Below are 26,750 nucleotides of genomic sequence, written 5' to 3'. Positions count from 1 at the left end.
GCCGCCGACAGGGCCGGCGGCGGCCGACGTACGCCGGGTCAGCCGAACAGTTGGCGGAGCAGTTCGACCTGCCGGGGGAACTGGAATCCCGCGCCACCCTCGTGACCGTTGTACGGCCACACCGTGATCTCCTTCTGCTCCACCGCATAGTGGTTGTACGCGGCGAAGACCGTCGACGGCGGGCAGACGGCGTCCATCAGGGCGACGGAGAAGAGTGCCGGGGCGGTGGCCCGGCTGGCGAAGTTCACCCCGTCGAAGTAGCTCAGCGTCCGGAACGCCTGCTCGACATCGCCCCGGTGCGTCTTCAGGTACGTCACCAGTTCCTGGTACGGCAGCGCGTCGGTGATCTCGGTGGCCCGCCGGTAGTGGCAGAGGAACGGCACGTTGGGCAGTACCGCCGCGAGCCCGTCGACCAGGCCGGCGACGGCGATGCTGATCCCGCCGCCCTGGCTGGTACCGGCCACCACCACCCGGTCCGGATCGACCCGGGGATGGGCCCGGGCGGTGTCCACGGCCCGGACGGCGTCGGTGAAGACCCGCCGGTAGTAGTACGCCCGGGGGTGGGTGAGCCCGCGGGTCATGAAGCCGGGGGTCTGGGGCAGGCCGACGGGATCCGGATCGGGGGTGTCGCCGACCAGGTAACCGTTGCTGCCCTGGCCCCGGGTGTCCATCACTAGATGGGCGTAGCCGGCGGCGCTCCAGGTCAGCCACTCGTGCGGGAGGCCGCGCCCGCCGCCGTACCCGATGTAGTCGACGACGCAGGGCAGTGGGCCGGTGCTGTGCCGGGGGAGCAGGAACCAGCCGCGTACGGGTTGACCGGCGAATCCGGAGAACGTGACGTCGAACACGTCTACTGTGGACAACCCGGCGTCGTACGGGGTGAACTCGGCGGCACTGCCGGCGTCCCGTGCCTGGTGCAGCGTGTCGGCCCAGAAGTCGTCGAAGTCGGTTGGCTCGTCCCGATCGGGCAGGTAGTCGCGCAACCGGTCCAGTGGCCAGTCGACAAGCATGGCCCGTTCCTTTCGTTTCGCGGCTGGGCGTCACGCCTGGTGACCGGCCCGACGCGCAGCCCGGTGGGGTGGCCCGGCGTCGCGCCGGTGGTCCGTGGCCGGAGGGTAGCGCCTGGGTGACCCGGCCACCGTCCATCGCTCCTGTGACCGTAGGCACTCAACTTCTGATCTGCCGGCGAGGGCCCGGGCCGGGTGAGTGCGCGGCGGCCGGCGAGACGTCACCGGAACGGGTGTGACAGCAGGCCAACGACGAATACGCTCAGGCTTCGGGCAGGTCCAGCTCGCCGACGACCTCGTCGCCGATCTGCTCTCCGGTCAACCGGAAGCCGAGCCGCAGGTAGAACCGTTCGGGCCCATGCTCACCGGGGACCCAGGTCACCGTGGCACGGCTCTGACCACGCCGCCGGATCTCCTCGGACACGGCCAGTACGGCGAAGCGGCCGTACCCCCGGCCCTGCTTGTCGGCGGCGATGTTCAGTCGCCAGATCCCGGAGCGGAGCCGGTCCGCCGGATCGTCCGGATCGAGGCGGACCATGAAGAATCCCATGACGAAGCCGACGGGTTCTTCTCCGTCGACGATCAGCCGGGGCCAGGCGATCTCGGGTTGTGCGTACGCCTCGGCCAGTGACTGCGCGACCGGAGCGGCCAGCCCTTCCTGTTCGGGCCGGATCCTGAGTTGGCATGCGGCGAGGACATTGCCCGGGGTGATCTTCTCCAGACGGAGTGGCAGCGGCATGGCCGGCACCCTACCGCCGGGATTCAGACCGGTGCTGTTCCATTTTCGGCGTAGGCGCACCGCTCCCCGGTCTTCGCCGCCACGGCGGTGAGAATCCGGCGGACGAGCCGGCCGGGCCCGTACGCGTCGAGGTCCTCGGCGGCGACGAAACGCCATTCGGTGATCTCGCCGTCGACGAACGCGATCCGGCGTTGACTGTCGCCGTCGAGCGGTCCCGCGTCGAAGACGAAGAGCAGCCAGTCCTCCTTGTCGTCGTCGGGCGCCCAGTCGACCACCAGGATCGGGCCGACGTCGACGGTGAGGCCGAGTTCCTCCTGGATCTCCCGTACGCAGGCGGCGCGTGGCGACTCGCCGGGCTCGGCGCAGCCGCCGGGGATGTCCCAGTGCTCCCGGTACGCGGGACGTACGAGGAGCACGCGGCCCTCGGCGTCGAAGAAGAGGGCACCGGCGGCGACGTTCGGGGTGGCCACGGGAGGCATCTCGGAAGCCGTCACGAACGGCAGCGTAGCCCTGTCATCGACCGAACACGATGCGCATCGACGGCTACCTCTCACCGGTGACGCGTCCGGCGGCTCACCGGTGGGCGGCCGACCGGAGCAGTACGTCGGTGAGGCGGGAGAAGGAATCCTCGCCGTACCCCTCGGCGAGGGCCCGGCCGGCCACCGCGCGGGCGGCGGCCAGCACGCCGACGTCGAGGCGCTGGGCCCGCGCGGCGTGGATGACGTGGTCCATTCCGGCGACGGCCGAGACGAGCGTGGCGTCGTCCCCGGGATGGCGGCTCTCGTCCACTTCGGCCGCGAACTCGGGGATGATTCCGCCCATCAGCCCCACGATCCCGAGGGCGTACGGCGCGAGATCCCGCGCCGCGATCCCCTGGGTACGGGCCAGCGCCAGGGCGTGCGCGTAGCCGCTCATGGTGGTCCAGAAGAGATCGAGCAGGGCCACGTCGTACGCCGCCGCCCGCCCGGGGTCCGCGCCGAGGTAGCTGGGGGTGCCGCCGAGGCTCGCCAGGCTCGACCGGTGCGCCTGGTAGACCGGCTCCGGCCCGCTGTACAGCACCACCGCCTGGGGACCGCCGATCGTCTCGACCGGACTCATGATGGACCCGTCCAGGTAGTCGACACCCCGTTCGGCGGCCCAGTCCGCCAACTCGCGAGCCCGGTCCGGGGCGTCGGCGGTGAGGTTGACCAGGGTTCGACCCTTCAGTGCGTCTCCGGCGTCGGCCAGGATCGCGCGTACGGCGGCGTAGTCGCGGACGCAGACGACCACCAGCGGGCTGGCGCCGGCCGCGTCGGCCGGGGTCGCCGCGGCCGTCGCGCCACGGGTGGCGAGAATCTCGGCTCGGGCGGCGGTCCGGTTCCACACCGTCGTGTCGTGTCCGCCGGCCAGGAAGGCGGCGGCCAGCGCCTGCCCCATCGGGCCCAGGCCGAGCACCGTCACGGGGGCCGGATCGCCCTTGATCGATCGCGTCGTCATGCCGGCTAAGTTAGACCTTGACACCGGTGTCAGAGCCAGCTTGTCATTTCGGAGGTCAGATGCGGATCGGGGAGTTCTCCCGGCGGACCGGGGTCAGCGAGCGGTCGCTGTGCTACTACGAGCAGCAGGGACTCCTCCGGCCAACCTGACCTCGCTGATCGGTCCCGGCCGAGGTGCGCCTGCCGTAGGCCGACCGGCTCCGGTCGAGGTACGCGTACCGGGGCCCGGCGGCTCGTGCTGCTGCTCCGGCCGCCGGGCCGAGCCGGATCGGCGCCGCCGTCGGCAGGCGCCGGAAAGGGCTACCGGTGGGCGCTATTCGCCCCGTTGGGTCTCCCGGTCGGTGTTGTCGACCTCGAACGGGGTACGGAGTCGGCTCATGGCGGCCCGGCTCACGTCGGTGGTCGGCCGCTCTTCCTCGTTCGGGTCCACCTTCGAAGGGTCGACGAAGAGGTTCGAGTGCGGCGCCGTGACATGGGTCAAGATCTGCTCCAGGGCTGCGTCTGCTTCAGGGATTTGCGCGGATGCGCCGCTCACCCTCCGGCAGACGCGAACGGGGGCGGAAAGCGACCGGGCTGGATCCGGCCGTGGCCGGGACACCCTCGGTTCCGATCGCGCCGCCAGCGTACCCCGAACCGTTGGTTGACTATGGTGCACGGGCGGAGATCGGGTGCGGGTAGACTTGGTTCCGCAGCCCCTGGCTCCGGTCACGGCCTGCGTTTGATGTCGGCCTCCCCGCGCCCGCGACCGAACGGTCAGCGCCGGATACGGACCGACCCCTTCCAGGTTCGGAGACCCGATGGCGGCACGCCGCCCCCGCAAGACGACTTCTGTCCCATCCACCACTTCCGCCACCGCGCCGGTGAACGGTTCCGCCACCCAGCCGGTGGCCGGGGACCAGGCTGCGGCCGGGGACCAGACGGTGGCCAGTTTCGCCGATCTCGGCGTACCCGCCGCGCTCGTCGCCGCGCTCGGCCGGGTCGGCATCAACGCGCCGTTCCCGATCCAGGCCGCGACGCTCCCGGACGCGCTGGCCGGGCGTGACCTGCTCGGCCGTGGCCGGACCGGCTCGGGCAAGACGTACGCGTTCGCCCTTCCGGTGCTCGCCCGGCTCGCGGCCACCCCGCCGACGTCGCGCCGACCCGGTCGGCCGCGCGCGCTGATCCTGGCGCCCACCCGGGAACTGGCCACCCAGATCGAGGCGACGATCGCGCCGCTGGCCGCCGAGCTGTCCCTGCGTACCCTGACCGTCTTCGGCGGGGTGAGCGCCCGGCCACAGGTGAGCGCGCTGCGGGCCGGGGTCGACATCCTGATCGCCTGCCCGGGGCGGCTCGCCGACCACGTGTCGACCGGCCACGCCGTGCTCGACGCGATCGAGATCACGGTGCTCGACGAGGCCGACCACATGGCCGACCTGGGCTTCCTGCCCGTGGTCAAGCGGCTGCTCGACCGGACCCCGGCCGACTCCCAGCGGCTGCTCTTCTCGGCGACCCTCGACTCCGGTGTCGACGTCCTGGTACGTCGCTACCTCAGCAAGCCGGTCACGCACAGCGTCGACTCGGCGGCGTCCCCGCCCGCCGCGATGACCCACCACGTGCTCCGGGTACGCCCCGACGACCGGCTGCCGGTGCTGATCGACCTGGCCGCCGCCCCCGGCCGGGCGCTGGTGTTCACCCGTACCAAGCGGGGTGCGAAGAAGCTGACCAGCCAACTGGTCGCCTCCGGCGTACCCGCGGTCGAACTGCACGGCAACCTGGCGCAGAACGTCCGGACCCGGAACCTGGCGGCGTTCTCGTCCGGTCACGCCGGCACGCTGGTCGCGACCGACATCGCCGCACGGGGAATCCACGTCGACGACGTGGCGCTGGTGATCCACGCCGACCCACCGGCCGAGCACAAGGCCTACCTGCACCGGTCGGGGCGGACCGCGCGGGCCGGCGCGAGTGGCATCGTCGTCACCCTGATGACCGACGACCAGGTGGCCGACGTACGCGATCTGACCAGGCAGGCGGGGATCAACCCGAAGATCACTCCGTTGCGCCCCGGTGACTCGCTGCTCGCCGAACTCGCTCCGGGCGAGCGCACCTTCACCGCACCTCCGGTGTTGACGACGCCGCCCGCGACCGACGGGCGTGGCCGCGCCGGGACGGGTCGCGCCGCCGGTGGCCGGCGGTCCACGACCGGGGGTCGTGGCGGCACGACCGGCGAGCGTCACGCGGCGACCGGTGACCGGCGTGCCGCGACCGGCGAGCGGCGTACCGCGACCGCGGCGGCGGGCGGCCGTGGCGGACGCGGCGGGCGTGGAACCGCCTCGTCGGGTGCCGGCGGCGCGTCGGGTCGTTCGGGCGGCCAGGGCGGCGCAGGCGGCGAAGCCCCGGCGGCATCCCGTGGCGCGGCGGCCTTCTCCTCCGGAAGCCGGGTCGGAACCCGGCGCGGGCGACACTGACCGTGCGCCGGTGACCGCGGCTACGCGGTCCGGCGCGCGATCAGCTCCAGGGCGGCTGGTCAAGCCGTACCTGGGCGTCCGTCAGGACGCGGTGCAGGTCAGGGTGGTGGGTGCGGTGTTGGTGCCGTTCCACGATCCGAGGAAGCCGAAGGTGGTGCTGGCGCCGGCGCCGAGCGTGCCGTTGTGGGACACGTTGCCGGCGGTCACCGTCGAGCCGCTGGTGGTCAGGGTCGCGTTCCAGGTCTGGCTGACGGTCTGACCGTTGGCGAACGTCCAGGTCACCCGCCAGCCGCTGATTGCCGACGAGCCGGCCACGATCCTGACGTCGCCCTGGAAGCCTCCGGACCACTGGCTGGTGACCGTGTACGTCGCCGTACAGCCCCGGGCCGGTGCGCCGGTGGGCGCAGGTCCGGTGGGCGGGGGTGAGGTCGGGCCGGTCGGCGGCGGCGTGGGGCCACCGGTCGGCGGAGGCCAGCCGACCAGGCCGCCGCTGTACGTACCGGCCTGGACGGTCATGACCCGGGTCGCGCCGGAGATGCTGCCGCTGGTCGACATGCCACCGAGGATCGTTCCGCTGATGCTGCCGCCCCGGTAGACCTCGTAGCTCTGGCCGTTGGTGACCCGGTTCGAGGAGAAGACCATCTCCCGGAACGCCTTCGGTGCCCGGTACGAGACGAGTACCTGGCCGTTGGAGACGAGATGGACTATCGAGTTGGCGCTCTGGTTGGCACTGAATCTGGGGGCGGCCCAGCCCTGGCCGGAGGTCGGCGGCACGGACATCACCGCCATCGACGTCGAACCGGCGGCGAAGACGGTGCCGCCGTTGAACCGGACCGGGCCGTTGGAGTCGATCGCACCCTCACCGGGACTGCCGCTGACCGGGCCGTTGACCACGACGGTTCCGCCGGAGAACGTGACCGAGCCGTTGGAGTCGAAGCCGTCGATGCTGGAGTTGACCAGCACGGTGCCGCCGCTGACCACGATCGAGGCGTTCGGGGCCACGGCGAACTCGTCGATCCCCTCCTGGACGGCGTTGATCGCGTCGTCGCTCGCCGTGACGTTGACGGTGCCGCCGCTGATCGTGACCCGCAGGGCCTCCAGGGCCTCGAAGGAGTTGGTGACGGTGACGGTGCCGCCCGAGATGTCCAGCGCGTTCTCGCCGTGGATGGCGTCGTCGCCCGCGCCGACCCGCACCGAACCGTTCGTGATCGACACCGCGCCGTTGGGGGCTTCGGTGTCGTCTGACTTGAGGCCGTCACCGCCGGCCGTCACGGTGACGTTGCCACCGTCGACCCGCAGCTGGTCCTTGCCCCGGATGCCGTCGTCGACCGCGTCCACCACGATCGTGCCCGCGTCGATGACCAGGCCGTCCTTGCTGGCGATGCCGTCGTTGGCGTTACCGCGTACGGCCAGGGACCCGTTTCCGGTGATGGTCAGGTCGACCTTGCTGAACAGGGCGGCGTTCGGCTCGTCCGTCTCCGGGTCGGGGTAGACGTACCGGGTCGCGTCCGACAGCCGGTTGCTGGAGCCGTCGGCCAGTACGACGACGACCTCCTCCGCGTCGGCGACCTGGAGCGGGGAGTTGGTGGAGTTGGCGAGGGACGCGCCGTTGAGGATCAGCCGTACGACCCCGGGGTCCGGGGTGTCGACGTTCAGGTAACCGTCGTTAAGGGTGCCGGTGATCTCGTACTCGCCGGGTGCGGTGATCGTGATGGCGCCGCCGACGATCGTGACGTCGCTGCTGGTGCTGGTGGCACTGGCGCCGGTCAACGTGATCGGGACGATCGCGGCCGCGCTCGTCGGGGGACCGCCCCGGGTGTCGTGGGCGGTGCTGCCGGCCTCGGCTGCCCGCGCTGCGGTCTGGGCCGCGGTCGTGCGAGCCCCGGTGTTCGGTGACCCGGTGCTGTGGGCGTGGGCCGGGCCGGCGCTGACGAGCAGGATCGCCACGAGCCCGACAGGGATCGCGCCGCTGCGCGTGGTCTGTTTCATGGCCGTCCTGTCCGGTCAGATGATCACGAGGTACCGGGCTGATCGCGAGGTACCGGCCGAGGGTGCGATCCAGGTGGGGCGGTGGGCACGACCTCGGTCTCATCGAGCTTCGTCTATGTATAGCACTTCTGGCGCGATCGGGGCAGGTCCCCGGGGCGACGGGCCGCCGGGCGCGGAGGACGGGACGGATGATCTTCGTTTTCTTGCACTCTCCGGCGGCGGGTGCTACACCGTAGTTAGCACTCGCCTAGCGCGAGTGCCAGCCGAATGGGATGAGCCCTCTGGTGGGGCGTACGCGTACGTCATCGCAGGTCGGTCCGAACGGTGCTGATCACCGGCACGACGAATAGAGGACGACGCAGATGGCCAAATTGATCGTGTTCGGTGAAGACGCCCGTCGTGGGCTCGAGCGTGGCATGAACGTCCTCGCCGACACGGTGAAGGTGACGCTCGGCCCGAGGGGCCGCAACGTCGTACTGGACAGCAAGTGGGGCACGCCCACGATCACCAACGACGGTGTCAGCATCGCCAAGGAGATCGAACTCGACGACCCGTACGAGAAGCTCGGTGCCGAACTGGTCAAGGAGGTCGCCAAGAAGACCGACGACGTGGCCGGCGACGGCACCACGACCGCCACCGTCCTGGCCCAGGCCCTGGTGCGCGAGGGGCTGCGCAACGTCGCCGCCGGGGCGAACCCGATCGCGCTCAAGCGGGGCATCGAGCAGGCCGTGGCCGCGGTGACCGAGGCGCTGCGCGGCCAGGCCCAGGAGGTCGAGACCAGGGAACAGATCGCGGCCACGGCGTCCATCTCCGCCGGCGACTCCAGTGTCGGTGAACTCATCGCGGAGGCGATGGACAAGGTCGGTAAGGAAGGCGTCGTCACCGTCGAGGAGAGCAACGCCTTCGGTCTGGAGCTCGAGCTCACCGAGGGAATGCGCTTCGACAAGGGCTACATCTCGCCGTACTTCGCCACCGACACCGAACGGCTGGAAACGGTCCTCGACGATCCGTACCTCCTGCTCGTCGAGAACAAGATCTCAAACCTGACCGACCTGCTCCCGATCCTGGAGAAGGTCAGTCAGGCGAGCAAGCCGCTGGTGATCATCGCCGAGGACGTCGAGGCAGAGGCCCTCGCCACCCTGATCGTCAACCAGGTCCGTGGCACGTTCACGTCGCTGGCCGTCAAGGCGCCCGGCTTCGGTGACCGCCGTACGGCCATGCTGGCCGATCTCGCCGTCCTCACCGACGCTCAGGTCGTCAGCAGCGCGGTGGGTCTCACGCTGGAGAACGTCACCCTCGACATGCTCGGCCGGGCCCGCAGGGTGGTCGCCACCAAGGACGAGACCACCATCGTCGACGGCGCCGGTGGCGCGGAGCAGATCGCCGGCCGGGTCGCCCAGCTCCGTACCGAGATCGACAAGAGCGACTCCGACTACGACCGGGAGAAGCTACAGGAGCGGCTGGCCAAGCTGGCCGGCGGCATCGCGGTGATCAAGGTCGGCGCGGCGACCGAAGTGGAACTCAAGGAGCGCAAGCACCGCATCGAGGATGCCGTCCGCAACGCCCGGGCCGCCATCGAGGAGGGCCTCCTGCCCGGGGGTGGCGTGGCCCTGGCCAACGCTGCCGTCACGGCCTTCGACAAGCTCGACCTCGTCGATGACGAGGCCACCGGTGCGAACATCGTGCGCCTCGCGCTGACCGCGCCGCTGCGGCAGATCGCGGACAACGCCGGCCTTGAGGGTGCCGTGGTGGTGGCGAAGGTCAGCTCACTCGCCCCCGGTCACGGCCTCAACGCCAGCACGGGCGAGTACGTCGACATGATCAAGGCCGGCATCGTCGAACCGGCCAAGGTGACCCGTTCGGCGTTGCAGAACGCCGCCTCGATCGCCGCGCTGTTCCTCACCACCGAGGTACTCATCGCCGACAAGCCGTAACCACCCGGCGCCGGATCACCGGGCGACGACCTCCGGGTCAGACCCGGATCGGGACCGGCCAGTACGGCTGCCCGCCGTACTGGCCGGTCCCGACTCCACGGATCGAACTGTTCGATCTCGCGCGCGGCTGCCCCGTGGTCGGATGCCCGAAGACGCGGATGAAGAAAAGCGGGATCGCCATCGTTTGTGGTCGATCCGGCGTGGGTAACGCCGCCGTCGTGGCAATGAAAGCGCTTTCAAAGCCAAAGTCGGTCACCATCTACGAGGTGGCCCGGCACGCCGGCGTCTCCATCGCGACGGTCTCCCGCGCGCTGCGCGACTCCAGCCTCGTCACCGAGGCGACCCGGGCCCGGGTCAGGGCGGCGGTCGAGGAGCTGAACTTCACCCCGAACCAGCTCGGCCGGTCCCTTGCCGAGGGCCGGCACGCGGCCAACGGGATCGTCTTCCCGGACCTGGTCGGCCCCTACTACGCCGAAGTGGTCCTGGGCTACGAGGAGATCGCCTCCGAACTCGGCCGCAGCGTGCTGATCCTGGCCACCTCCGGGCGTCGCGACGCCACCGGGGCGGTGCTCGACCTCGCCCGCCGGGTCGACGGCATGGCGATCATGGGCAACACGGTGCCGGACGACGTGGTGAGCGACATCGCCGCCACCGGGCCGCCCGTGGTGCTGCTGGCCCGCCAGCCGGTCAAGGGCGTCGACACGATCCGGACCCGCAACGACCGGACCGCCGCCGAACTCGCCGCGCACCTCGCCGCGCACGGCCACCGGCGGCTCACCTTCCTCGGCGACCCGGACCGCTCCTATGACGTCGCCGGTCGGTTCGCCGGGCTCCGTACCGGCCTGCGCACCGCCGGGCTGCCCGAACCGGCGTCGGTGCGGTGTGCGCTCGACGTGGCGGCCGGCGAGGCCACCGCCACCGAACTGCTCGCCGGACCCGATCGTCCCGACGCCATCGTCTGCGCCAACGACGAGGTGGCGCTCGGCGCGCGGCTCGCCGCCGAGGCCGCCGGGCTGCGCGTACCCGAGGATCTGGCGGTGACCGGTTGGGACGACGTGCTCGCCGCCCGGTTCACCGGCCTGACCACCGTCCGGCAGCCGATGCGCGACCTCGGCGCCGTCGCCGCCCGCTGGCTGCACCAGCGGATCACCGAACGAACCACGGACGCCACGCCCGTCCCGGCCCGACGCCGGGTCCTGCCCACCCGCCTCGTCGTCCGGCGCAGCTGCGGCTGCCCGGACTCCTGAGACGACACCCCCACCACCCGCAACCACCCCCCCGGAGGTACGAGATGAGAAGCCAACGGCGGCTCGCCGTGGCGGTCACGGCCGCGACACTGATCGCGCTCGCCGGCTGCGGCCGGGACTCGGGCGGCGGCCAGGACGAGGCCCGGTCCGTCAGCGACGGCAAGGCCACCGGCGAGATCACCGTCTGGGCCATGGGTACCGAGGGCGAGAAGCTCGGCGCCTTCGCCCAGGACTTCATGGCCGAGAACCCCGACGCGAAGGTGACCGTGACGGCGGTGCCGTGGGACGCCGCGCACCAGAAGATCGCCAGCGCCATCGCCGGCAAGCAGACCCCGGACGTGTCGATGGTCGGCACCACCTGGATGGGCGAGTTCGCCAAGACCGGAACGCTCGATCCCACCCCGACCGACCTGGTCGACAAGGCCAGCTTCTTCCCCGGCGCCTGGGACACCACCGTCGTGGACGGCACCTCCTACGGCGTCCCCTGGTACGTCGAGACCCGGCTGATCTTCTACCGCAAGGACCTCGCCCAGCGGGCCGGCATCACCGAACTGCCACGCAGTTGGGAGGAGCTGACCGCCTTCGCCACGGCAATGAAGCAGAAGGCCGGCGCCGAGTCGGGCCTCTACCTCCAGCCGGGTGGCACCGGAAGCTGGCAGTCGTTCCTGCCGTTCGCCTGGTCCAACGGGGCCAACCTGGTCGACGGCGACCGGCTCACCCTGGACACCCCGGAGCTGACCGAGGCAGCCGCGTACTACCGGTCGTTCTTTGCCGACAAGCTCTCCACCACCATCGACCTCGGCCTACAGGGCTCGCTGGAGCAGAGCTTCGTCGACGGCAAGACCGCTGCGTTCATTTCCGGCCCCTGGCACATCGGGCTCCTCGCCGAACAGGGCGGCGCCGGCTTCACCGAGAAGTTCGGCGTACTGCCGATGCCGCGCCGCAAGTCGGCGACCTCGTTCATCGGCGGCAGCGACCTCGCCGTATTCAAGGACGCGAAGAACCGCGACGGCGCCTGGAAGTTCGTCTCCTGGCTCAGCCGGCCGCAGGTGCAGGTCAAGTGGTACCAGACCGTCAAGGACCTGCCGGCGGTGCAGCAGAGCTGGCAGGACCCGGGCCTGGCCGGTGACCCGTTCCTGTCCGCCTTCGGTGAGCAGCTCAAGGATGCCAAGTCGCCGCCGCCGATGGCCACCTGGGAGCAGATCGCGGCCGTGATCGACGCCGAGGTGGAGCGGGTGGCGAAGTCCGGCACGGACCCGGGTGCGGCGGTCAAGGCGATGCAGGAGCGGGCCGGCAGCGTCGGCACCGGGGGCTGACGATGGCGACGGCTCCCGTGACGACGCCGGGAACGGGACCGGCCGCGCCGACCGGCAGGTCCCAGACCGGCAGGACGGCCACGGCGACGACTGCCCGGGGCCAGCGCCGACGTCGGGCGTTGACCGGCTGGGCCTTCGCCGCACCGTTCACCGTGCTGTTCGGGCTCTTCCTGGCGATTCCGGTGGTCGCGTCGCTGGTGATGAGCCTGACCGACCTGCGCTCGACCGATCTGCGTACGCCGCTGAGCGTCGACTTCGTCGGCCTGGCGAACTACGTCCGGCTCTTCAGTGACGACCTGTTCCTGCGGGCCGCGCTCAACACCGGAGTCTTCGTACTGGTCGGGGTGCCGTTGACGATGGTGCTCGGGCTCGCCGCCGCCAGTGCGCTCAACTCGGGGCTGATCCGGCTGCGCGGGCTGTTCCGGGTCGGCTTCTACCTGCCGGTGGTGACCAGCATCGTGGCGATCGCGGTGGTCTGGCGGCTGGTGCTCGACCCGGAGGCCGGACTGGTCAACGCCCTGCTGCGGCTGGTCGGCGTCGACGGCCCGAACTGGCTCGGCGACAGCGGGCTGGCACTGCCGTCGATCACCGTGATGGCGGCCTGGCGCAACTTCGGCTTCCTGATGGTGGTCTTCCTGGCCGGTCTGCAAACCATCCCGGCCGACCTGTACGAGGCCGCCCGCCTCGACGGGGCCAGCCGATGGGACCAGTTCCGGTACGTCACCCTGCCGCTGCTCCGCCCCACGCTGCTCTTCGGCGCGGTGGTCACCGGCATCGGCTACCTCCAGCTCTTCGAGGAGCCGTTCGTGATGACCCGGGGCGGCCCGTTGTCGTCCACGCTCTCGGTCTCGTACCACATCTACAACCAGTTCGGCTTCGGCAACTACGGCTACGCGGCGGCGGCGAGCTACGTGCTCTTCGTCTCGATCGTCGCGCTCTCCGTACTCCAGTTCCGGCTACTCCGTTCGAGGGACTGATCCGCCATGACCACCCTCCAGACTCCACTGCGTGGGCGCGACCGGATCGCCCGGGCGGTGCTCTACGCCGTACTCGTGGCCGGGCTGCTCGCCGTCGTCGGGCCGTTCCTGTGGATGCTGCTCTCCTCGCTGAAACCCGAGCCGGAGATCCGGCAGGTGCCGGCGACCTGGCTGCCGGAAACGTTCACCCTGGCCAACTACCGGGAACTCTTCGACCGGCTCGACTTTCCCCGGTTCTTCGCCAACTCGGCGCTGGTGGCGATCCTGGTGACCGCCGGCAACCTCTTCTTCTGCTCGCTGCTCGGCTACGCCCTGGCGAAGCTCCGCTTTCCCGGCCGGCGGGCCCTGTTCCTGCTGGTGCTCGGCACGCTGATGGTGCCCGGGATGGTCACCTTCGTGCCACAGTTCGTGCTGGTCAGCAACATGGGACTGGTCAACACGTACGCCGGGCTGGTCCTGCCGTTCCTCGCCGGGCCGTTCGGTGTCTTCCTGATGCGGCAGTACCTGCTCTCCATTCCGGACGACCTGATCGAGGCGGCCCGGGTCGACGGGGCCGGCGAGTTCCGGATCTTCTGGCGGGTGGTGCTGCCGCTGTGCCGCCCGGCGCTGGCCACGCTCGGCATCCTCACCTTCCTGTCGACCTGGAACAACTTCCTCTGGCCCCTCGTCGTGGCGACCACGGAGGAGCGGTACACCCTGCCGGTGGCGCTCGCGCTCTACAGCGTCGGGCAGGGCCGGATCGATTTCGGCCTGCTGCTCGCCGGTGCGGTCGTCGTCGTGCTGCCCGCACTGGTGGTCTTCCTCGTGCTGCAACGGCACTTCCTCCGGGGCATCGCCACGACCGGACTGAAATAGGCCGCCCGACCGAACTGAAGTAAAGCGACCGGACCGAAGCAAAGCGACCGGACCGAAGCAAAGCGATCGGACTGAAGCAACGCGATCGGACTGAAGTCACGCGACACCGGACCCCCGTAGGAGAGTCATGCGACGTCTGCTCGTACCCGTCCTCGCCCTCGCCCTGCTGCTGCCCGGCACCGTCCCGGCCACCGCCGCGCCGCCCGGCGACGACAGCCCGGCCGTCGGCGGCGACGCCGACCGGCGCGCGCTGCGCGGCTACGCCGTCGACACCTGGCGGTCGATGGCCGCCATGGTCGACCCGGGCACCGGCCTGCCGGCCGACAACATCGGCGGTGACCTCGCCGCCGAGACCCGCTCCACCTACACCTCACCGACCAACATCGGCGGTTACCTCTGGTCCACGGTGGTCGCCCGCGACCTGCGGCTCATCTCGACCCGGGAGGCGACGAAGCGGGCCGCGGCCACCCTGGCGACGCTGGCCCGGCTGCGGATGCACGCCGACTCCGGCATGTACTACAACTGGTACGACCCGCGCAGCGGCGACGTGCTGACCGTTTGGCCGGAGGACGGCAACCCGGTCACCCCGTTCCTGTCCAGCGTGGACAACGGATGGCTCGCCGCCGGTCTGCTGGTGGCCCGCAGCGCCCTGCCGGAGCTGCGCCGCGAGGTCGATGCGGTGCTCGCACCGATGGACTTCGGCTTTTTCTACAACCCGGACGCCAAGGGTGCCGGCCTGCCCGGCCTGATCCGGGGCGGGTTCTGGGACACCGCCCCGCCCGGCTGCTCGGTGCTGGGCAACTACCGCGACCGGGGGCCCGACGTCTGGTACACCTGCAACCACTACGACATCACCGTCACCGAGCCACGGATCGCCAGCTACCTCGGCATCGCCTTCGGGCAGATTCCGCCGGAGCACTACTTCGCGACCTGGCGCACCCTGCCGGACTCCTGCGACTGGTCCTGGGCCGAGCAGAAGCCGGTCGGCTTCCACACCTCCCACCTCGGCGTACCGGTCTTCGAGGGCGCGTACCGATACCAGGGCATCCAGTTCGTGCCGAGCTGGGGCGGGGACATGTTCGAGGCGCTGATGCCGGACCTGTTCGTCCCCGAGGACCGCTGGGGGCTGCGCAGTTGGGGACGTAACCACCCGGCCACCGTCGCCGGTCAGATCGCGCACGGGATGACCGACGCCCGGTACGGCTACTGGGGCTTCTCGCCCGCCTCCGACCCGTTCGGCGGGTACCGGGAGTGGGGCGTGGACGCGATGGGGATGGACACCCTCGGCTACGCCTCCGACGTGGAACGCGCCAACTACGACGCCGGGTTCGGCGAGTGCCGCCCGGCCGGTCCGCAGCCGTCGTACGGCGACGGGGTGGTGACCCCGCACGCGGTCTTCCTGGCGCTGCGCTACGCCCCCCGCGAGGCGGTACGGAACCTGGCCCGACTCCGCGCCGACTTCGACGTCTACGGCAGCGGCGGCTTCTACGACGCGGTCGCGGTCGGCAGCGGCACCGTCGCCCGCCGGTACCTCGCCCTCGACCAGGGAATGATCATGGGGGCGCTCGGTAACGATCTGGCCGGTGACGACGTCCGGAAGGCGTTCGTCACGCCCCAGTTCGAGCGGGCGATCCGGCCGTTGCTGGCGATGGAGACCTTCAACGTGCCCGCCCGGCAGGAGCTGCCGATCGGGCGCGAGCCGGCCACCGCACCGACGACCACCCGGGAGGGACGATGAGCGTGGGAGACCTCGCAGAGCAGGCGCGGCAGCGCTGGGTCGAGCTGATGGGCACCGGCGGCGCCCAGGACCGGGCGTCCGGAGAGGTGGTCGCCGCCGACCTGTCCCCGGTGACCGGGCTCACCGCTGTCGCCGGCCGGGGCCAGACCACCGTCGACTGGGATCCGGTGCCCGGGGCGATCGGGTACGCCGTGCACCGCGCCACCGTCGCGACCGGCCCGTACGAGGTCGTGGACCACGGCGGCGGGGACGTGCTGGCGGTGCCGCACCCGCCGTACGCCGACACCACCGGGGAACCCGGTCGGGAGTACTGGTACTCGGTGGCGCCGCTCGCCACCGTCAACGCGATGGGTCCACTCTGCCCACCGGTCCCCGGCGGTTCGGTGGCCGGCGAACCGGGTGCCGCGCTGCCCGCCGTACGGGTGACGGTGGCGGCCGACGGCGACACCGGACCCCTGCACCGGCCCTGGCGGGCGATGGTCGGCTCGGAACACCTCAGCCACCTGCTCTGCGCCGACCTGAGCGGTGGCCGGCCGATCGGGACCGAACTGCGCGAGGCGCTGCGCCGGGCGCACGACGAACTCGGTGTCGAATCGGTACGGGCGCACGCGATCCTCGGCGACGACCTCGGGATCTACCGGGAGGTGGACGGCGAACCCCGGTACGACTTCAGCCGGCTCGACCGGGTCTACGACACCGTGCTGGAACTGGGCATGCGTCCGGTCGTCGAGTTGGGGTACATGCCCCGCGACCTCGCCCGGGACCCGTCCCGTACGGTCTTCGCCTACCAGGCGGTGATCTCCCCGCCGAAGAACTGGGACCGTTGGGCGGACCTGGTCCGCGCCACCGTGACCCACCTCGTCGACCGGTACGGCCGCACCGAGGTCGTGCACTGGTTCTTCGAGGTCTGGAACGAGGCCAACCTCTCGGTCTTCTGGGCCGGCTCACCCGAGGAGTACTGGCAGCTCTACCGGGCGACGGCGGCGGCGGTGAAGCAGGTCGATCCCGAGATCCGGGTCGGCGGCCCGGCGAGCGCGGCGGTCGGTTGGATCGACGCCCAGCTCGCCGTCGACGCGCCGGTCGACTTCCTCTCCACCCACGTCTACGGCAGCCCGCCGCTCGACCTGCGTCCGCTCGCCGCCGCGCACGGCCGGCCCGATCTGCCGCTGCTCTGGACCGAGTGGGGGGTCACGGCGACCCACGGCAGCGACGTCAACGACACGGTCTTCGCCGCGACGTTCCTGCTCCGGGGCATGCGCTCGGCGTCGCGCCGGATCGACGCGCTGGCCCCGTGGGTCGCCTCCGACCACTTCGAGGAGTTGGGCCGGCCGCCCCGGCTGCTGCATGGCGGCTTCGGCCTGCTGACCGTCGGCAACCTCGCCAAGCCCAAGTTCTGGGCGTTGGCGCTGGCGCAACGGCTCGGTGACACCGAACTGCCGGTGACCGGAGTCGGCGACGGCGCCCGGAGCCTGGTCGAGGCATGGGCGGCCCGTACCGCCGACGGCACGGTCGGCGTCCTGTGCTGGAACGGCACCCTGGACCACTCCCGGGTCGACGGTGCTCCGGAACTCGACCGGCGGGTGGCCGTCCGGGTCACCGGCCTGCCCGGCCAGCGGTACGAGCTGCGGCAGTGGCGGGTGGACGCCGGTCACTCCAACGTCGCCGCCCGGTGGCGGGAACTCGGCGGCGGCGCGGACTGGCCGGACGAGGCACAGTGGCGGGCGCTGGCCGAGGCGGACCGGCTCGCCGAGGCGGAGCCCCGGTACGTCGAACCCGTCGGCGGTGAGCTGACGGTCGAGTTGGAGTTGCCGATGCCGGGCATCCACCATCTCGAACTGCGCCCCCTGGCCGACGACCCGGGGGAGTCCGGCTGAACGGACTCCCTACCGGTGATCGGTCGAAGGAGCCGCGTCGACGCCATCGGCGCGGCGATTTCATCGCCACCGAAACGTCGCCGAAACCCCGCCCGCGACTGTGGTCAGCAGTTGCCGGGCCGACCGATGGCCCGGATCGAAAGGGGATTCACGATGAACCGAACACATCGCTGGTTCGCTCTGGCCAGTGTTGCCGCGATGGTGCTGGCGGCCCAGGTCGGCATCCAACTCGTGGGCGCCGCCCCGGCCGCCGCGGTGACCGGCATCGAGAAGGTGACCTCGCCGCTCTCGTCGATCGACTCGCAGCAGACCCACACCGTGCGGGCCGAGTGCCCGGCGGGCAAGTGGGTGACCGGCGGCGGGGGATGGGCCTTCTCGGTGGCCGCCGCGGACAGTGCCAAGGTGACGCTGGTCGAACTGCGACCGGAGCACCGCACCGACGGGACCCGGGACGGCTTCGTGGTCACGGGTTCGGAGACCACGGCGGCGATGACCGGTGACTGGTGGGTGCAGGCGTACGCCATCTGCGCCAGCCCGTCCGGCCTCGCCGGGTACGGCCTGGTGACGACCCGGAACCCGGCGACCTCGTCGCCGGTCGAGTTGGAGGCGCGGGCCGGCTGCGGCACCAGGCGGGCCATCGGCGGCGGTGCCCGGATCGTCAACCCGGGCCGGGACGTCGCGTTGCAGGTGGCCCGTGCCTCCGGCACCGGTGACATCTTCCGGGCCAGCGCGCACGAGGACGCGGACGGCTACTCCGGTAACTGGACCGTCGACGCGTACGCGGTCTGCGTGAACCGGCCCGCCGGCTACCAGGTGGTCACCACCGCGTCGACCCAGGGCGACTCCGAGTCGGAGAAGATCGCGTTCGCGCGGTGCCCGGCCGGCACGCGCGTGCACGGCGCGGGTGCGGCGATCTCCGACGCCGCGCCCGGCGGGGTGTCGCTGCAGGTGGTGTACCCGTCCAACGCCCTCGACAACGTCGAGGCGTTCGCGGTGGAGAACACCCCGGTCAGCCAGGACTGGGACTTCATCGTCGCCCAGGCGATCTGTGCCACCTGACCGGCCCCGATGTCCCTGGATCACCGATGGCCGGCCGGCACCCGCGGGTGCCGACCGGCCATCGGTCGTTGCTGCCCGGCGGAACAGGCGGCTAGCGAACCCAGGGGCGCGCGTGCTGGACGGCGGGCTGCCGCTGGTCGAACAGGTACCGGCGGACCCGGTCGGCGTCCGGGTGGCCCATCTCGTCCAGCAGGGTGAGCGCGCGCTGCCAGGTCTCGTGCGCGGCGCGGACCGCACCCCGGGCCTGGAGGGCCTCGCCGAGGCAGGTCAGCGTCTCGGCCTCGCCGGCCCGGTCACCGACGTCGCCGAAGAGGTCGAGCGCCCGCCGGCAGGCGGTGGTCGCGTCCCGGTACGCGCCGGCGGCGTACTCCAGGTAGCCGAGGCTCTGCCAGTTCGTGGCCGCCCCGTGCCGGTTGCCGATCTCCTCGTTCAGCCGGAGGGCCTGCCGGCACAGGTCGCGGGCCTGGTCGTGATCGCCGAGGCGGGTCAGCATGCAGGCGATGTTGTTCAACGCGCGGGCCTGTCCGGTGAGGTGGCCCGCGTCCCGGTACAGGTCGAGTGAGCGTTGGTCGTGGTGCAGCGCCTCCATGTCCCGACCCTGCTGCTCCAGGATCCGGGCGATGTTCACCCGCGTCTGCGCCTGGTTGGCGCGGTCACCGACCGCGACGAACAGCTCCGAGGCCAGGGCGAGCTGGGCGCGGGCCTGGTCGAGCTGGCCGAGCTGGGTGTGGGCACGACCAAGATTCCGGTGTACGTGTGCCTGCGCCGCCTCGTCACCGATCCGGCGCGCCGCGTCCAGCGCGGTACGTTGCACGGCGACCTGGTCGTGCCAGTACCCGCGCAGGTTGAAGAAGCTGGTCAGACTCCAGGCCAGCTCCCAGGTGTGCCGGTCGAACCCGGTCCGGGCCGCCCAGTCGACCAGCGCGTGCAGGACCTGGTGCTCCCCGCCCAGCCACGTCATCGCCTCGGCCCGGTCGCCGGGCGGCGCCGGCCCGGCACCGGGAACGGGCTCGACCAGCACGATCGGATCCCGGTGCGGATAGAGCAGCCGGTCGGCGGCGTACGCGGTGTGCAGATAGTGGTCGAGCAGCCGGTTCGCCGCCGCCCGCCGATCCGGGGCGGCCTCCTCGACCGCAGCCTGCTCGGCGGCGTACGCCCGCAGCAGGTCGTGTAGGACGTAGCGCCCCGGCGACCGCTCGGTGAGCAGGTGCGCCCGCGCGAGTTCGGTCAACGGCCGCCGTACCGCCGTCGGGGGCAGGCCCGCCATCGCGGCCACGGCCGGCGTACCCAGATCGGGTCCGGGATGCAGCCCGACCAGCCGGAACAGCCGCGCGGCGTTCGGGCTGAGTGCCCGGTACGACCAGGAGAAGACCGCCCGGACGTCCGCGGCCGGCTCGCCGCCGTCGAACGGGTCGAGGCTGCCCCCGGCCGTGCGCAGCTCGGCGGCCAGATCGGCGAGGCGGAAGTCGCGGTGTGCGGCGGCGCGGGCGGCCACCACCGCCAGCGCCAGCGGCAGCCGCGCGCACCGGGTCACCAGCTCGTCGACGGCGGCCGGCTGGTCCACCACCCGGTCCGCACCCAGCCGTCGGGCCAGGAAGCGGCGGGCCTCGGCGACGGTGAACAGATCGAGCGTCACGGCCCGGGCACCGTCGATCGCGACCAGGCCGCCGAGCTGGTTCCGACTGGTCACCACCGTCGCGCAGCCGGGTGCGCCGGGCAGCAGGGGACGGACCTGGGCGGCGTCGCGGGCGTTGTCGAGTACGACGAGGACCCGCCGGCCGGCGACCAGACTGCGGTAGAGCGCGGTCTGCGCGGCGACCCCGACCGGTACGCGCTGGGCCGGCACACCGAACGCGTCCAGGAACCCGCGTACCGCCTCGGCCGGGTCGACCACCACGCCGTCCGGGTCGAAGCCGCGCAGGTTGACGTAGAGCTGCCCGTCGGGGAAACGCTCCGCCGTCCGGTGTGCCCAGTACACGGCGAGTGCACTCTTGCCCACCCCGGCGGAGCCGGAGACCACCGCCGTACCGGCGGTTTCCGGGGCGGGTTCGAGCAGCGCGTCCAGTTCGGTCAGCTCGTACTCCCGGCCGCTGAACGCGGACGGCGGCGCCGGCAGTTGGCGCGGCGCCGACGGCGGCGTGGCCGTGGCCGCTGTGGCCGGCTCGGCCGGGACCCGCTCCGGACCCGGCGCCGCCGTGACCTCCAGGGCGGGGTCGTTGGTGAGAATCCGGTGGTACAGCCGTTGCAGCGCCGCCGCCGGGTCCATGCCCAGTTCCTCGGCCAGCCGGGACCGGACGTCCTGGTAGTGCCGCAACGCGTCGGCCTGCCGGCCACAGCGGTACAGCGCCGTCATCAGCTGCCCGGCGATCCGCTCGTCGAACGGATGCTCGGCCGCCCGCGCGGCCAGCTCGCCGAGGAGTTCGGCCTGCCGGCCGCCGGCCAGGGCCAGGTCCACCAGATCGAGTACGGCGGCCAACCGCTCGGCCGCGAGCGCGGTACGGATTCCGGCCAGCCACGCCGTGTCGAGCGTCCCGAACGGCTCGTCCCGCCACAACGTCAGGGCCCGCTCCAGCAGCACCGCCGGGTTCTCGGCACCGCCCGGATACGCCTCGTCGCCGGTGTCGCCGCCCCGGGTCGTCGACCGGGCTCGGGCGAGCAGCCGGTGGAACCGGTGCAGGTCGACCGCGTCCGGGTCCACCGTCAACAGGTAGCCGTCGGAGCGGCGGGTGATCGTCACATCGCCGTTCCGTCCGAGCAGCGCACGCAGCCGGGACACGTACCCGGACAGCGCGTTGCGGGCACGTTGCGGGCGCTGGTCGCCCCACACCCGGTCCAGCAGCCGGTCGGCCGGTACGACCCGGTTGGCGTCGACCAGCAACGCCACCAGCACGCACTGCTGCCTCGCGTGACCGAGATCGACCGGTCGGCCGTCGACCCGGGCCCGTACGTCCCCGAGGAGCAGCAACTCCACCGCCATCGCCGGCCGCACCCCCTGACCCGGCTCACCGGAGGTGACGCCGTGCTAGCAGGATGCCGTAACACACCGCCGCCGAGCAGCCAATTTCACGACTGCCGGACGTCGCGGGGTCAGCGCCCGGAGTGGACGAAACCCGCCCAGTCGGCGATCTCCGGTAGCGTCATGCCGCGCATCCGCTTCTGCAACTCCGGTGGCATCCCGTCCAGCTCAGGGCGCCGCTCGCTGAGCATCCACAACTGGGCCTCCCGCAACGCCTGAGCCGGCCCACCGGAGTGGGTCTGCAGGAAGTGGTGGAACGCGAACATCAGCACGGAGGTCGCCTCGTCCGGGATGGCCCACTGCGAGCTGACCACCGATCGGACTCCGCTTGCCAGGAACGTCGTAGCCAGGCTGAACGCCTCGTCGTAGCCGCGGGAGGAGACGCCCGTACTGCACGCGGCCAGCGTCGCCAGAGCGATGTCGCGCCCGGCACGGCCAGTGAGCGCGCGGACCATGTCTTCCGCCGAGAGCCGTTCGCCGTCGGCAAGCAGCAGGTATGCGCTGTCGTCCGCCCCGACGCCGGAGTCGACCACCGCGTGGCAGGCCAGGTGCAGCATTGTTCCGCCGCCCGGGTCGGCTAACCAGTTCAGCACGTCGCGGCGGTCGCCCGGCCCTGCGGCGCTCTCGCTCCCGGTCTCGAGCCGGCCGACATAGCGGGCCGGGGGATAGAACGCATCTCGTACGGCCAGCGCCTCGGCCCGGGCCGCAGGCAGTGCCCGGGCCGCCGAAGCGGTGTCCGGGTCGCCCACGATCAGGCCGGTCTTCGACACCGCGACGTCTCCGGCCCAGGCCGAGTCGCAGATCAGCCGCGCCGACGCCGCATAGGAGAAGCCGGCGCGCTGGATCGCGTACTCATCGCACCCGCCGACCCGGTGCCGGGCGGCGTGCCAGGGCACCCGGGCCAGTTCCCGCATCGGGATGAGGACGATCCGGCCGCTGCCGTCGGCGGGCAGGTCCAGCATCTCCAGCACAGGTCCGATGCCGGCATCCCACGCCCAGGTGCACACCTCGTCAACCGACGGCAATCCCGCGACCGCGAGCCCGTCGTCGAGGTCAGCGTCACGGTTGCGGCTCGGTCGGACGTCGAACTCCGTCATCGCCTCGCCGGTCAGCAGCGGCAGCGGGCGCCACGCGGGCTCCTCGCGGGCCGGGACCATCACCGCCGCGCCGGTGCCCTGATCGCCCGGTACCAGATAGACGAGCGCGTCCACGCCCAGCGCGACGAGCGCGGCGCGAAGCTCGTGCAGCGAGGGTGGGTCCAGCAGCCGCCGGGAGGCGGCCGGCCCGCCCGAGATGCCGGCCAGCGCGCTCAGCACCTCGCGGCGCAGGTCGATGCCGACATCGCCCGGAGCGTGCTGCGCGGTCGCCTGCCGCCATCGCCCGGCCAGCTGGGGATGGTGTTCGTCGAGTTGGTCGGCGACGCCGCGGATCTGCGTCGCCGCGTACACGATCAGGCCGCGGCCGGCGTCCAGCGCGGTGACCGCCTCCCCGGGCGCGTTGTCCTGCAGGCACCAGCGAGCCACGTCGATGGCGTCCCCGGCGGCGTCGCGGGCCGCGGCGGTCGCCGCTGCCGTGTGCGCCTGCAGCAGGACACTCCAGGCGTGCCCACGCAGGCCCTCCAGGGCGATCCCGCGGCCGCGCTGCCTGGCACCGGCGAGGCGGTGAGCGTGGCCGAGCATCTGGCTGACCACCGCCCAGTACGGGTGCGCCGGTGAGTCGGCGAGCGCCCGAGCCTGTTCGAGCACCCGGATCCCGTCGGTCAGGTCGGCGGGGCGGCGGGCCAGCTCATAGCGCTGGATCAGTGCGTAGCCGTGTGACATGCGGTAGAACGGCAGCCGAGCATCGTGGGCGGGCGCGGTCGCGACGGCCTCGGCGAGGTGGCGTACCCCCTCGTCCAGAACGTGCGGCGCGGCCGGCCCGTACGCCGCCTCGGCCGTTCCGAGGGTCGACAGCCGCATGGCGCGTTCCAGGTCGTCCAGGCCAGGTTCATCCGCCTGCCGTCGCAGCGCCGCCAGGCCCGCATCCAGCGGCGGCGGCACGGGCCCGCCGTGCGTCAGGAAGGCGTCCGCGTTCGCCACGCCCGCGCCCGCGCTCGTCGGGCCCTGTCGCAGCAGGGCGAGAAAGGGTTCCACCGAGGCGAGCAGCTGTTCGCTCTGCCGGCGCGTCGGATGGTCGGGGGCAAGATCGGATATGTAGCTCCTTATCTGTTCGACCGCGGCGGTGACCGCGGCGATGTCGCCCCGGGCGATGGCCGCCTGGGCGGCAGCCGCTGCCTCCAGCACCCTGGCGCGGCCGTGCAGCGGGGAACCGGGGCCGTGCCGACGACCGATCGCCTCCGCCTGGGCCGCGGCCTGGGACATCCCGGCGTGGTCCAGGTTCTGCTGGGCACGCAGGCTGGTCAGGGCGAACCGGGCCAGGTCAAGCATCTCGGCATGGGGCTGCTGCCCGGCCACCACCGCGTCGAGCGTGGACAGCTCCGCCAGTGCCGAGTGTGCGGACACCGTGGCGTCGCCGTCCTGGCACAGCTGCAGGAGGGTGAGCGCGCGGATCACGGCACGGGTCGCCGGCCAGTTCGGCAACGGGCGGTCATCGGCGTCGGCGATCTCGGCGAGGGCCGCGGCCCGACGGATCGACGGACCCTCGCGTAGCACTCCTGCCCGGATCTGGGCGTTGACCAGCATCGCGGCGAGCTTGGCCCGGCCCGGCAGCGCGGGCGCGACCACGTCGAAATCGTCCAGCGCCGCCCGCAGCGCTCCGGGATCGTGGCCGTGGTCCTCGAACCGTAGGGTCTGCAGCCAGCAGCGGGCGAACGCCCAGGCGGCCCGCCCACTCTCCGGTTCGGCCGCCATCACCGCCGACGTACGGGCGATCATGCCGGTGAGCGCGTCCGGGCCGTTGTCGCTCATGCGAATCCTCCGAGGTGGATGAACGGAGCCGAGCCGTACAGCGGGTCGGGTCCGGCGTCGCGATCGGGGTCCGCGTCGCGGACGCCCGCGGCATCGGCACACCCCGTAGCTGTCGGCGAGAGTGGCCAGCGGGTCCCCGGCCCGGTGACCGGGCCGATGCGGTGCTGGCCGACCAGCAGAAGCACGGCGATGAGATCGTTCCGCGTCACCGGGGTCATGCCGGCACCGTGGTGGTGACCTCGACGACGGTGACCGCCCAGTCGGTGCCGGTGGCAGGTGCGGTCTCCGCGTCACGGCGGGCGGCGGCCAGGCCGAGCCGGTCCGGAATCCCGGTGAACGCCGCCACGCCGCGTTTGCCGGGCTCCGCCTTCTCCCGCAGGCGAGGCAACTGGAACGGCTCGGCGCTGAACGGTTCCTCGGCGACCACCAGCATGAACCAGTCGCTGACCCGGGCCCCCGGCTCGAGGGTGCGGCCCCGGGGCAGCGTGAGGCGGATCGGCCGGCCGTTGCCGGCCGCGGTCGTCCAGTGCGCGGCGATGTGCTCGCCGGGGAACAGGGCGGCATGGATCCGGTGCGTGTCGGTGAGGTCGAGCAGCACGCAGTACAGCCGGTGGTCGGTGGTGTTGGTCAGCCGGATGAAGATCGACGGGGGCTCCCAGCCGTCAGCTGTCCGGGTGTACGCCGCGGTGATCGGGCCGGGCCCGAGGTCCGGGCGCTGGTCGTCGGCGAGGATCCGTTCGCCGGGCGCGGCCGGCAGCACCTCGAGCCTGACCGCGTCCCGCAACGCGGAGCCGGGGTTGTCGAGGTTGCGGATATGCAGCCAGCGGGCGACGTGCTCGAGATCCTGGACGGTCTGCCGGATCCCGGCCTCGTCGGCGGCCACCGGGGTCGCGAGGGGCACACCGTCCAGACTGGTGATCTGCAGAGGCCCACCGTGGCGGACCGTCACCCGCAACCCCGGCCCGTCGCCCGCGAGTTCGCGGGCGGAGACGACGCGCACGTGCGGTGAGGGCCCGCCGCCGGGGGCAGCCACGGCGATCGCATCGGTCAGGCGGCCGATGACGCCGCCGTCGGCTTCCCCGTCGATCGTCACGCCGACGACCGGCAGCGGGACCCGGCTCAGCACCACCTGGTACGGCCTTCGCCCATCCGGCCGCCAGCCGACCGGCTCGACGACGGACCGCTCGGTCTGCACGGCGGTCACCCGTACCTCCTGTAGCGGGCTGCTGCCGTGTACCGCGAAACGGGTCTCCTCCCCGTCGACCGGCGCGGTGAGACCGTGCAGCGAACCGATGTCGATCGTCCACGTTCCGTCGACGCGCAGCATCGTCACCTGCGCGGCTGCGGGCCGCAGCAGGCCGCCGAGGAACCGGCGGTCGGCGATGCCGCCGGGGTCGCGCGGTTCCAGGACCGGGACCTGCTGCCGGTACCGGACGTTGACCCGGGTCCGCGCGACGGCCATGACCTCGCGGTACGTGGCGTCTCCGCCGAGATGCGCGACCGCCTGCAGCAGCGCACGGGTGAAAGCGCCGTACGCGCGTTTCCCGAACTGCAACTCGTTCGCGAGCTCGAAGGCCTGGCACGCGGAGAGCGCGACGTGCCGTGGGTCCTGCGCACCTGGCACCAGGCCGCCGGCACCGAGTTCGGGCAGCAGCGTGCCGGGCAGCGGCGCCACGTTGACGGGCGGCGCCACCCGGGCCCGCAGCCCGCTCGCCGCACCGCGCATGCCGCTCTCGGAGTGGCAACAGTCCTGCACGGTGACGAGGTGGGCGCCGCGGTCGACGACCTCGTGCACGAGAACGGCGAGTTCCTTGTCGTACAGGTCGGGGACGTCGTCGTGCCGACTGTCGTAGCAGACCATGGTCTGGCAGTCGCCGCTGGCTTCGGCGAACGGCATGTCGGGCGGCAGTGGGGCGGTCGAGCCGTGCCCGCTGAACCAGAAGAGCGCGGTGTCGTCGGGGCCGGCCTGGCCGAGATGCCTCCGGAAGCCGCCGACCACGGCGGCCCTGGTGGCCTGCGCGTCAAGGAGGGTACGCAGCCGCAGGTCGGCCGCGGCGACGCGGCCGCGCAGTAGCTCTTCGACGTGTCCCAGATCGTTGCGGCAGCCGTCGAGCGGCTCCATCGGGCGGCGGTAGTCGTCGATGCCGACCAGTAAGGCGTACAGCTTGGCCATC

General features: G+C 72.1%; 20 protein-coding genes. 10 read left to right on the top strand and 10 right to left on the bottom strand.

Annotated features, from left to right (window positions below):
* Positions 1 to 38: 38 nt before the first annotated feature.
* The 4 genes from H4W31_RS00270 to H4W31_RS00255 form a co-directional block, all read right to left on the bottom strand.
* Entirely contained in the window at positions 39 to 1,010 is a 972-nt protein-coding gene (locus H4W31_RS00270; protein ID WP_192764782.1) for an acetylxylan esterase, read from the bottom strand.
* A 259-nt stretch (positions 1,011 to 1,269) separates the two neighbouring features.
* The gene (locus H4W31_RS00265) at positions 1,270 to 1,746 is read right to left on the bottom strand and encodes a GNAT family N-acetyltransferase (protein WP_192764781.1); all 477 of its coding nucleotides are present in this window, start codon (positions 1,744 to 1,746) and stop codon (positions 1,270 to 1,272) included.
* Positions 1,747 to 1,769: 23 nt separating this feature from the next.
* On the bottom strand, positions 1,770 to 2,240 hold the full coding sequence (locus H4W31_RS00260; protein WP_318782948.1) for an NUDIX hydrolase: 471 nt from the start codon (positions 2,238 to 2,240) through the stop codon (positions 1,770 to 1,772).
* Positions 2,241 to 2,319: 79 nt separating this feature from the next.
* Positions 2,320 to 3,222 carry an NAD(P)-dependent oxidoreductase gene (locus H4W31_RS00255; protein ID WP_192764780.1) on the bottom strand — a complete coding sequence of 301 codons (903 nt, stop codon included), beginning with the start codon at positions 3,220 to 3,222 and terminating at the stop codon, positions 2,320 to 2,322.
* A 59-nt stretch (positions 3,223 to 3,281) separates the two neighbouring features.
* Between H4W31_RS00255 and H4W31_RS00250 the strand changes: the two genes are divergently transcribed.
* Positions 3,282 to 3,371, top strand: coding sequence for a MerR family DNA-binding transcriptional regulator (locus H4W31_RS00250; protein WP_225945327.1), 90 nt, complete (start codon positions 3,282 to 3,284; stop codon positions 3,369 to 3,371).
* 163 nt (positions 3,372 to 3,534) lie between these two features.
* Here H4W31_RS00250 and H4W31_RS00245 read toward each other — a convergent pair whose 3' ends face one another.
* Positions 3,535 to 3,702, bottom strand: coding sequence for a hypothetical protein (locus tag H4W31_RS00245; protein WP_192764779.1), 168 nt, complete (start codon positions 3,700 to 3,702; stop codon positions 3,535 to 3,537).
* Between the two features lie 439 nt (positions 3,703 to 4,141).
* Between H4W31_RS00245 and H4W31_RS00240 the strand changes: the two genes are divergently transcribed.
* Positions 4,142 to 5,665, top strand: a complete 1,524-nt coding sequence (locus H4W31_RS00240) for a DEAD/DEAH box helicase (protein ID WP_318783693.1) — start codon at positions 4,142 to 4,144, stop codon at positions 5,663 to 5,665.
* Positions 5,666 to 5,746: 81 nt separating this feature from the next.
* Here H4W31_RS00240 and H4W31_RS44070 read toward each other — a convergent pair whose 3' ends face one another.
* Positions 5,747 to 7,654: a carbohydrate-binding domain-containing protein gene (locus tag H4W31_RS44070; RefSeq protein ID WP_192764777.1), complete on the bottom strand. Its 1,908-nt coding sequence runs from the start codon at positions 7,652 to 7,654 to the stop codon at positions 5,747 to 5,749.
* 362 nt (positions 7,655 to 8,016) lie between these two features.
* Here H4W31_RS44070 and groL point away from each other — a divergent pair, with 362 nt between their 5' ends.
* The 8 genes from groL (at position 8,017) to H4W31_RS00195 (ending at position 18,654) form a co-directional block, all read left to right on the top strand.
* Entirely contained in the window at positions 8,017 to 9,588 is a 1,572-nt protein-coding gene (groL, locus tag H4W31_RS00230; protein ID WP_192764776.1) for a chaperonin GroEL, read from the top strand.
* A 224-nt stretch (positions 9,589 to 9,812) separates the two neighbouring features.
* Positions 9,813 to 10,835 carry a LacI family DNA-binding transcriptional regulator gene (locus H4W31_RS00225; protein WP_192764775.1) on the top strand — a complete coding sequence of 341 codons (1,023 nt, stop codon included), beginning with the start codon at positions 9,813 to 9,815 and terminating at the stop codon, positions 10,833 to 10,835.
* A gap of 44 nt (positions 10,836 to 10,879) precedes the next feature.
* On the top strand, positions 10,880 to 12,151 hold the full coding sequence (locus H4W31_RS00220; RefSeq protein ID WP_192764774.1) for a sugar ABC transporter substrate-binding protein: 1,272 nt from the start codon (positions 10,880 to 10,882) through the stop codon (positions 12,149 to 12,151).
* 2 nt (positions 12,152 to 12,153) lie between these two features.
* On the top strand, positions 12,154 to 13,128 hold the full coding sequence (locus H4W31_RS00215; RefSeq protein ID WP_192764773.1) for a carbohydrate ABC transporter permease: 975 nt from the start codon (positions 12,154 to 12,156) through the stop codon (positions 13,126 to 13,128).
* Positions 13,129 to 13,134: 6 nt separating this feature from the next.
* Positions 13,135 to 13,983, top strand: coding sequence for a carbohydrate ABC transporter permease (locus H4W31_RS00210; RefSeq protein WP_192764772.1), 849 nt, complete (start codon positions 13,135 to 13,137; stop codon positions 13,981 to 13,983).
* A 127-nt stretch (positions 13,984 to 14,110) separates the two neighbouring features.
* Positions 14,111 to 15,721, top strand: a complete 1,611-nt coding sequence (locus H4W31_RS00205) for a glucoamylase family protein (RefSeq protein WP_192764771.1) — start codon at positions 14,111 to 14,113, stop codon at positions 15,719 to 15,721.
* Positions 15,718 to 17,595 carry a GH39 family glycosyl hydrolase gene (locus H4W31_RS00200; RefSeq protein WP_192764770.1) on the top strand — a complete coding sequence of 626 codons (1,878 nt, stop codon included), beginning with the start codon at positions 15,718 to 15,720 and terminating at the stop codon, positions 17,593 to 17,595. Before H4W31_RS00205 ends, H4W31_RS00200 begins: the two co-directional genes overlap by 4 nt.
* A gap of 153 nt (positions 17,596 to 17,748) precedes the next feature.
* On the top strand, positions 17,749 to 18,654 hold the full coding sequence (locus H4W31_RS00195) for a hypothetical protein (RefSeq protein ID WP_192764769.1): 906 nt from the start codon (positions 17,749 to 17,751) through the stop codon (positions 18,652 to 18,654).
* Positions 18,655 to 18,745: 91 nt separating this feature from the next.
* Here the strand turns inward: H4W31_RS00195 and H4W31_RS00190 are convergent, their stop codons facing one another.
* The 4 genes from H4W31_RS00190 to H4W31_RS00175 all read right to left on the bottom strand — a co-directional run bounded on the left by H4W31_RS00190 (position 18,746) and on the right by H4W31_RS00175 (position 26,749).
* On the bottom strand, positions 18,746 to 21,631 hold the full coding sequence (locus H4W31_RS00190; RefSeq protein WP_192764768.1) for an AfsR/SARP family transcriptional regulator: 2,886 nt from the start codon (positions 21,629 to 21,631) through the stop codon (positions 18,746 to 18,748).
* Positions 21,632 to 21,741: 110 nt separating this feature from the next.
* Complete coding sequence (locus H4W31_RS00185; RefSeq protein ID WP_192764767.1) at positions 21,742 to 24,576, bottom strand: CHAT domain-containing protein; 2,835 nt, start codon at positions 24,574 to 24,576, stop codon at positions 21,742 to 21,744.
* Positions 24,573 to 24,794, bottom strand: a complete 222-nt coding sequence (locus H4W31_RS00180; protein ID WP_192764766.1) for a hypothetical protein — start codon at positions 24,792 to 24,794, stop codon at positions 24,573 to 24,575. Before H4W31_RS00180 ends, H4W31_RS00185 begins: the two co-directional genes overlap by 4 nt.
* Complete coding sequence (locus H4W31_RS00175) at positions 24,791 to 26,749, bottom strand: caspase family protein (protein ID WP_192764765.1); 1,959 nt, start codon at positions 26,747 to 26,749, stop codon at positions 24,791 to 24,793. Before H4W31_RS00175 ends, H4W31_RS00180 begins: the two co-directional genes overlap by 4 nt.
* Position 26,750: the final 1 nt, after the last annotated feature.

The organism is Plantactinospora soyae (assembly GCF_014874095.1).
GTDB classification, from domain to species: Bacteria; Actinomycetota; Actinomycetes; order Mycobacteriales; family Micromonosporaceae; genus Plantactinospora; species Plantactinospora soyae.
Note: the sequence above shows the minus strand (reverse complement) of the source record. Positions and strands in the feature narration are given on the sequence as shown.

Excerpts from the sequence above, each read along its gene's own strand:
- H4W31_RS00270 (WP_192764782.1), bottom strand. The coding sequence starts at position 1,010 with ATGCTTGTCGACTGGCCACTGGACCGGTTGCGCGACTACCTGCCCGAT.
- H4W31_RS00265 (WP_192764781.1), bottom strand. The coding sequence starts at position 1,746 with ATGCCGCTGCCACTCCGTCTGGAGAAGATCACCCCGGGCAATGTCCTC.
- H4W31_RS00255 (WP_192764780.1), bottom strand. The coding sequence starts at position 3,222 with ATGACGACGCGATCGATCAAGGGCGATCCGGCCCCCGTGACGGTGCTC.
- H4W31_RS00250 (WP_225945327.1), top strand. The coding sequence starts at position 3,282 with ATGCGGATCGGGGAGTTCTCCCGGCGGACCGGGGTCAGCGAGCGGTCG.
- H4W31_RS44070 (WP_192764777.1), bottom strand. The coding sequence starts at position 7,654 with ATGAAACAGACCACGCGCAGCGGCGCGATCCCTGTCGGGCTCGTGGCG.
- groL (WP_192764776.1), top strand. The coding sequence starts at position 8,017 with ATGGCCAAATTGATCGTGTTCGGTGAAGACGCCCGTCGTGGGCTCGAG.
- H4W31_RS00225 (WP_192764775.1), top strand. The coding sequence starts at position 9,813 with ATGAAAGCGCTTTCAAAGCCAAAGTCGGTCACCATCTACGAGGTGGCC.
- H4W31_RS00220 (WP_192764774.1), top strand. The coding sequence starts at position 10,880 with ATGAGAAGCCAACGGCGGCTCGCCGTGGCGGTCACGGCCGCGACACTG.
- H4W31_RS00215 (WP_192764773.1), top strand. The coding sequence starts at position 12,154 with ATGGCGACGGCTCCCGTGACGACGCCGGGAACGGGACCGGCCGCGCCG.
- H4W31_RS00210 (WP_192764772.1), top strand. The coding sequence starts at position 13,135 with ATGACCACCCTCCAGACTCCACTGCGTGGGCGCGACCGGATCGCCCGG.
- H4W31_RS00205 (WP_192764771.1), top strand. The coding sequence starts at position 14,111 with ATGCGACGTCTGCTCGTACCCGTCCTCGCCCTCGCCCTGCTGCTGCCC.
- H4W31_RS00200 (WP_192764770.1), top strand. The coding sequence starts at position 15,718 with ATGAGCGTGGGAGACCTCGCAGAGCAGGCGCGGCAGCGCTGGGTCGAG.
- H4W31_RS00195 (WP_192764769.1), top strand. The coding sequence starts at position 17,749 with ATGAACCGAACACATCGCTGGTTCGCTCTGGCCAGTGTTGCCGCGATG.
- H4W31_RS00190 (WP_192764768.1), bottom strand. The coding sequence starts at position 21,631 with ATGGCGGTGGAGTTGCTGCTCCTCGGGGACGTACGGGCCCGGGTCGAC.
- H4W31_RS00185 (WP_192764767.1), bottom strand. The coding sequence starts at position 24,576 with ATGAGCGACAACGGCCCGGACGCGCTCACCGGCATGATCGCCCGTACG.
- H4W31_RS00180 (WP_192764766.1), bottom strand. The coding sequence starts at position 24,794 with ATGACCCCGGTGACGCGGAACGATCTCATCGCCGTGCTTCTGCTGGTC.
- H4W31_RS00175 (WP_192764765.1), bottom strand. The coding sequence starts at position 26,749 with ATGGCCAAGCTGTACGCCTTACTGGTCGGCATCGACGACTACCGCCGC.